At 72.9% G+C, this 6258-nt stretch carries 5 protein-coding genes and 1 pseudogene; 2 read left to right on the forward strand and 4 right to left on the reverse strand.

What is annotated here, in order from left to right; genetic code table 11:
* A partial coding sequence (locus ABD54_RS24795; protein WP_235432186.1) for a DedA family protein occupies positions 1 to 1029 on the reverse strand: 1029 nt, incomplete at its 3' end.
* A gap of 69 nt (positions 1030 to 1098) precedes the next feature.
* Entirely contained in the window at positions 1099 to 1458 is a 360-nt protein-coding gene (locus ABD54_RS24800) for a metallopeptidase family protein (protein WP_053063652.1), read from the reverse strand.
* A 628-nt stretch (positions 1459 to 2086) separates the two neighbouring features.
* On the opposite strand from ABD54_RS24800, the gene ABD54_RS24805 reads away from it, so the two are divergent.
* Positions 2087 to 3898 (forward strand): hypothetical protein, encoded by a 1812-nt coding sequence (locus ABD54_RS24805; protein WP_047871960.1) that lies wholly within the window; start codon positions 2087 to 2089, stop codon positions 3896 to 3898.
* Between the two features lie 315 nt (positions 3899 to 4213).
* The gene (locus ABD54_RS24810; protein WP_235432187.1) at positions 4214 to 4387 is read left to right on the forward strand and encodes a hypothetical protein; all 174 of its coding nucleotides are present in this window, start codon (positions 4214 to 4216) and stop codon (positions 4385 to 4387) included.
* A 30-nt stretch (positions 4388 to 4417) separates the two neighbouring features.
* Here ABD54_RS24810 and ABD54_RS27595 read toward each other — a convergent pair.
* Together ABD54_RS27595 and ABD54_RS24815 are read right to left on the reverse strand one after the other, a co-directional pair.
* Positions 4418 to 4582, reverse strand: a pseudogene (locus ABD54_RS27595) (TetR/AcrR family transcriptional regulator); the annotation flags it as partial.
* Positions 4583 to 4622: 40 nt separating this feature from the next.
* Complete coding sequence (locus ABD54_RS24815) at positions 4623 to 6029, reverse strand: GH1 family beta-glucosidase (protein WP_047871962.1); 1407 nt, start codon at positions 6027 to 6029, stop codon at positions 4623 to 4625.
* Between the last annotated feature and the right edge of the window lie 229 nt (positions 6030 to 6258).

Here is a 6258-nt window from a genome sequence, read left to right on the forward strand (position 1 = left end):
CACCGTGACAGTCCACCCTCCCGTGGCGAGCACGAGACCGCGCAGTCCCGCCCGAACCAGCTGCGGCCCCGCCGCGGCCACAGCCAAAGCCCCCCACGCACCGCCGAGATGGTGCACGAGCACCAGTGCCGCCGTGACCTCGGAATCCCGATGGGCGGCGAACCAGCGCAAAATCGGCCCGTCACCGCGAACGGACTCTTCGCCGACGACCACGTCCTGGAGGACCGACCCGAAGAACCAACCGGCCGCTGTCACCAGGACCACACCTGTGGTCAGCTCCAACCCCAGGACGGTGTGCGGCTGGAACCTGCGCGCCAGCCACCGCACCTGCCGGTCGTACCGTGCGAGCACGCCCCTCACACTCGGGCGCCCGGCCTGACGCCCGGCCCAGGCACGCACGCGTCCGGGGTTGTGGGCGATCCACCGGGCCACACCCACGGCGGCCAGGAGCACCGCTCCGGCGAGCAGCACCAGGATCACGGCCTCACCGAAGAACCGTTCTACACGCTGCCAGGAGTCGCCTGCCAGGTATCCAACGAGGGTGACAGTACTCGCCCACGCTGTCGCCCCCAGGGCGTTCCAGACGACGAACCGCTTGTACTCCAGGCGGGCGGCGCCCGCCAGCGCGGGGACCAGAGCGCGCGCGACCCCCACCCAGCGGCCGAAGAACACCGCGTGGGCACCGTACCGCCGCACGAACCCCTCGGCCCGTTCCCAGCGGGCGGGACCGATCGCCCGGCCGAGCCGGTTGGTCGTCAGCCGCGGTCCCAGACGGCGCCCGATCTCGAAGCCGACGGAATCACCTGCCACCGCCCCGACGGTTCCGCAAACCGCCACCACGAAGGGATCCGCGTGGCCCAACCCCGCCACGACACCTGTGATGAGCAGGGCCGTTTCCCCTGGAACCACAAGTCCGGCGAAGGCGGCCGCCTCGGCGAAGGGGAGAACGAAAGCGACGGTGTAGACCACACCGACTGGTACGGCCAGGAGCCACTGCTCCCATCCACCCACCCTGTGCGCCCCTCTCATGACCTACGGCAGGAAGCCAACGATCCGACGCGACCCGGCACAGACGTGATCGGAAGAGGGAGGCGGGTGTCAGTACCCCAGTTCCCGCAGCCGTTCCTCGCCGATGCCCAAAGCATGCCCGATCTCGTGCCGCAGGACCATGGTCACCTTCTCCTCGACCTCCCCAGATGATCGACACACACCCAGGATCGGCACACGGTAGAGCTCGATACGGTCGGGCAAGCTCCCCGGAACCCGCCGGCCCCGCCGTGTGCGCGGCACTCCCACAAAGCGCCCCAGCAGCACATGCCCGGGTTCGTGAGACGGAGGCAGGTCGTCGACGAGCAGGGCGACGTCGGACATGCTGCGCTGCACCCACTCGGGGAGCACGGCGAAGGACCGGCTCACCAGCTGTTCGAATGCGTCGAGATCCATCGCGTTGGCGTTCATTCATCATCACCTCCACGGTGAGCCCCTGTCGCGGCGAGCATGCTCCGGGAGCGGCTGTGCGGCCTAGAGACCGTCGCGTACCGTGGGCGCCAGCGCCTCTCGTCAGTGGAACGTCGTGCCGTCGCCGGGTTCTTCCTCGCCTTGGTGACTGGTGCAGGATCCTGTGGTTGTTCATTGAACGCTTCAACTGCGGTTGTGCGGCCTGTGGAGGTCCTGGAGTGGGTGTGATCGACCATGACCCGTTCTCAGGGGTGGTGCGGGGGATGCCCTAGTGAACGATTCGAGCCCAGGCGCAAGACCCTTCATCAGGCTGGCTGGAAGACTCCCGTCTCCCACCCAGGAGTGGGAGATTTTTGGGAGACGGGAACCTCCCACACCGTCCTGGAACCGCACTGAAGGGCGTCTGACACTCCCCTCAGCTGTGTGCGCGGAAGCCGGGAGAAACGTCCTTCGGGGATGCCTCAGAGCGGCCCCGAAAGACGTTGCGCGACACCCACCCGGACGGGTGCCATCCGGGAAACGCCTGTTACACGGGACTTTTAGGGCATAGGTGGCGGGTTTCGGCGTTTCCCGGGTGCGTCGGTCCCGGCGTCCCTAGGCTCGCCCGGAACCGTTCCGAGGAGTCCCGATGCCCGCCCTGCCCGAGTCCGACACACCCCGCCACCCCTACCGCAACCTCGTCCTTCTCTCCTTCCTGACCCTGTCCGGCAGCCAACCCGCGCACGGCCTGCTCGAACAAGCGCACCGGCTGGTCACCGGAGCCCTGCCGCGGGGGCGGCGCCGCCCCCGACCCCAGGCCTACCCGCGGGTGCGCCGCAGGGTGCTGCGCCGCTCCCTGCGCCCGCTCCGACGGCACCTCGGAGGCGGCGCGGCGGGGCTGCGCCTGTCCCCGGTGGACGGCGCGGGCGGCGAGGCCCGGCTCCTGGCGGGACTGGAGGGCCTGGACGCGCGGGAACGCGCGGCCTACGGGCTGCTGCGGGTGGAGGGCCTGTCCGCCGAGGAGGCCGCCGCCCTGCTCTCCTCGGTCGGCGCGCGCGACGCGTCCGGCGCCGTGGAACGGGCCCTGGAGGCAGGGGGCGAACACCGGCTCCCCGACCCCACGGTGGTCCGGGTCAGCGGCCGGGGCCCGCTCCCGGAGCGGCGCGCGCTGGCCGCCGTCGCGGTCCTGGCCGGACTGGCCCTGGTCGCGCTGTCCCTGGGCACCGCCAAGACGGTCGCACCCGTGCTGTCCCAGGGCCCGGCGCCGATGGCCCTGGCCGACGCCCCAGACGAACAGGTCTGGCGCGAGCGCTTCCGGCTGGACCTGACCGCCTGGCACCCGCGGGGCGACGCGGTCGGCGACGAACAGCTCGTCCAGCGGGCACTGCGCGCGTGGTCGGCGCACAGCGCCGAGGACGGCGCCGACGCGGGCCCGGTACGGGGCCGGACGGCGGGGGTCGCGACGCGGGCGGCGGGCGACTCCGCGGTCCCGGCGCCGCGCGCGCCCCGTCTGGTGTTCGCCGGCGACGTGGACGGGCGGGAGGTGGTGCTCCTGCACGACGCCCCGTGGGTGGCGCGCTACACCGACGACGGCTCGCAGGAGCGGGTGGAGGTGTTCGACGAACCCGGCAACGGGGTGGCCAACTGGCCCGCCCTGCGCCTGGCCGACACCGCTGAGGGCACCCGCTACCTGCTGCCGCCGTGGGTGACCGAGGCGGCCTACGCTCCGCTGGGCGGGCAGGAGCCGGACTGGACGGACCTGGCGCACGGGGACGGCGTGACCGCACCCGTGCCGGCCGGGGAGTGGTGCGGCGTGGGACCGGCGCTGCGCCTGCGCGCGCCGGAGGTGGCGCACGGGCAGCCCTACACCGCGATCGACCTGGGCGGGCTGGACACCGCCCACCTGGGGTACATGCCGCCCCCTCCCGGGGAGATCCGCCGTCTGGGCCCGCACGAGGTGCTGGACACCGACAGCGGGTTCGGACTGTGGGGGCTGGCGGCCTGCGCCGGGGAACCGCCCGCCGAACCGGTCCGCACGGCCACGGCCTGGGAGTTCGCCCGCCAGGAGCTGCCCGGCGGGGGCACCGGCCGGTGGGTGTGCGTGCGCTACGGGGCCAACGACGGCGGCGGCCTGGCCCGCACCCTGCTGGTGGCCGACACCGAAGCGGGCACCGACACCGTGGTCGCGGGCGAGCGCGAGGGCGGCTGGGAGTGCAGCAACCTCGACCGGCAGGTGGCGGCGGGCACCTGGTGGCAGGACGGGGACGGGCGGTGGCACTACCTGGCGGCGGCCTCCCGGGAGGCGGACCGGATCAGTGTGCGGGGCGCCGCCAGCGGCAGCGCGGCGGGCGGCGAGGCCCTCGCCGTGGAGGGGCCCGAGGCCGGGGAGCCGCCCGCCGAGGAGGTCGGACTCGTCGCCGTGGACGCGCACGGGGAGGAGATGACCGTGCTCGCCCGCTGAGCCGGCCGGAACCGGGTGAGGTCCGGCCCGGCCCGGCCGCGCGCCCGGTCGGCTCGGGGAGAGCGGGCGCCGCGCGGCGGTGGCCGGTTCCGGCCAGCACCCGTGCGAGCGGGCACCGGAATACCCCGGGCCGCCCGGTGGTATCACTGGTCTGGACTCCCCCGCGCAGACCGGAGCCGACTACCGAAGCGCGACAGGGCCGGGTTCTCCGGCCCTGGGAACAGTGGACTGCCCGGCCCCGGCCGTAGTGAGGTGTGACCTATGTCGATCTGGTCCCGTGGTGACCGTACCGGAAGGGTCGAGGAAGCCCTTCTGATGCTGGAGGGACAGGGGATCATCGACGGCATGGAGATCCTGCCGGGCGAGGCCAAGCCCTACCGCGTGCTCGTGCCCGCGGGCCTGGTCCACATGGACGAGGACGAGGCTTCGATGTTCGCTCTCGGCGCGGTCGTGGGGGCGTTCGGCGCCATCGCCCGACAGCACGCCTGAGGACGGGTCCCGGCCCGGCCGGAACCCGCGCTACCGGGCTGCCTCCGTACGGCCCATGGTGCGCAGCACCGCGTCCAGGAGCAGGTCCCGGACCATCGCCCGGTGCTCCTCGGTGTGCGCCGCGGTCAGCTCGTTGTCGAACGTGGACAGGCACAGACCCACCACCATCCCGGCGAGCGGGGGACGGGCGCTCCGGGAGACGGGCCCCGCCCCCGCGCGGGGGCTCCGGGGGCTGCTAGCCCTCCCACCGGGTGGCGACCTCCTGGACCCTGCGGGCGCGGTGCGAGGTCAGGAAGTCGCGGTACCAGTGGTAGCTGTCCTTGGGGTGGCGCTCCAGGCGGTCGTAGTCCACGCGGACCAGACCGAAGCGGCGGTCGTAGCCGTAGGCCCACTCGAAGTTGTCCAGCAGCGACCACACGAAGTAGCCGCGCACGTCCACCCCCGCGTCGATGGCCGTGGCCAGGGCGTCCAGGTGGTCGCGCAGGTACTCGATGCGGCCGGTGTCGCGGACCCGTCCGGTCTCGTCGGGCTGGTCGTCCTCGGCCGAGCCGTTCTCGGTGATGAAGATGGGCGGCAGGTCCGGGTAGCGCCGGTTGAGGTCGATGAGCAGGTCGGCGAAGGTGGCCGGGACCACCGGCCAGCCCATGGTGGTGTGCCGCACGCCCTCGATCGGCACCTGCTCGGTGCGGATGTCCACTGCGGTGCGCGCGGCCGGGTCGGCCTCGTCGTGGGGGGCGTCTCGCAGCATGATGGGCCGGTAGAAGTTGACGCCCAGGAAGTCCAGCGGCTGGCCGATGATGCGCAGGTCGCCGTCGGCCCGGTAGGAGCCGTCGGCCATGCCCTCCCAGACCTCGTCCTCGTTGTCGGGGTAGGCCCCGGCGAAGATCGGGTCGAACCACACGCGGTTGTGCAGGGTGCGGGCCCGCTCCACGGCGGCGCGGTCGGCCTCGGAGTCGGTGGCGGGCAGGAAGTGGTCCGGGTTGAGGGTGATGCCGACCTCCCCGGCGGCGGCCGCGCGCAGTTCGCCGGTGGCCATGCCGTGGGCGAGCAGCAGGTGGTGCGCGGCGGCCAGGGCGGGCGTGCCCTCACGGCTGCCGGGCGCGTGGCGGCCGACGGCGTGGCCGACGAAGGCCGAGCAGAAGGGTTCGTTGAGGGTGATCCACCGGTTGACCCGGTCGCCGAGGCGGTCGGCGACGATGCGGGAGTACTCGGCGAAGCGGTAGGCGGTGTCGCGGACCCGCCAGCCGCCCTCGTCCTCCAGCGCCTGGGGCAGGTCCCAGTGGTAAAGGGTCAGGGCGGGTTCGATCCCGGCGCCCAGGATGGTGTCCACCAGTCGGTCGTAGAAGGCCAGCCCCTCCGGGTTGGGGCGGCCCTTGCCCGTGGGCTGGACGCGCGGCCAGGCCACGGAGAAGCGGTACAGGTCGACGCCCAGGTCGGCGAGCAGGGCGACGTCCTCGCCGTAGCGGTGGTAGTGGTCGCAGGCGACGTCGCCGCTCTCGCCGCGGGCGACGCGACCCGGCGTCCGGCAGTAGGTGTCCCAGATGGAGGGGCCCCGTCCGCCCTCGTGGACGCCGCCCTCGATCTGGTAGGCGGCGGTGGCGGTGCCGAAGAGGAGGCTGGCGGGCAGTCTGGGGTCTTCCATGGGGTTCCTTTCGCGGGAGCGCTCCCAATCGTACCGAAGGCGACCTCCGACACCAATCATCCTTAAGTAGTCGAACAAACACCCTGAGCACGCGAAACGCCGGTACGCGGCCTCCTCTAGCCGCCTCCGCCCGCCCCGGCCCGGCCGACGGCGCAGCGGCGTCACGCGGACCTGGCGGCTCCCGTATCGTCGCACTGCACGGCGCGCACGTCGCTGAGCTCGATGAAGG

Origin of the sequence: Nocardiopsis sp. RV163 (genome assembly GCF_001029525.1) — a bacterium.
Classification (GTDB): domain Bacteria; phylum Actinomycetota; class Actinomycetes; order Streptosporangiales; family Streptosporangiaceae; genus Nocardiopsis; species Nocardiopsis dassonvillei.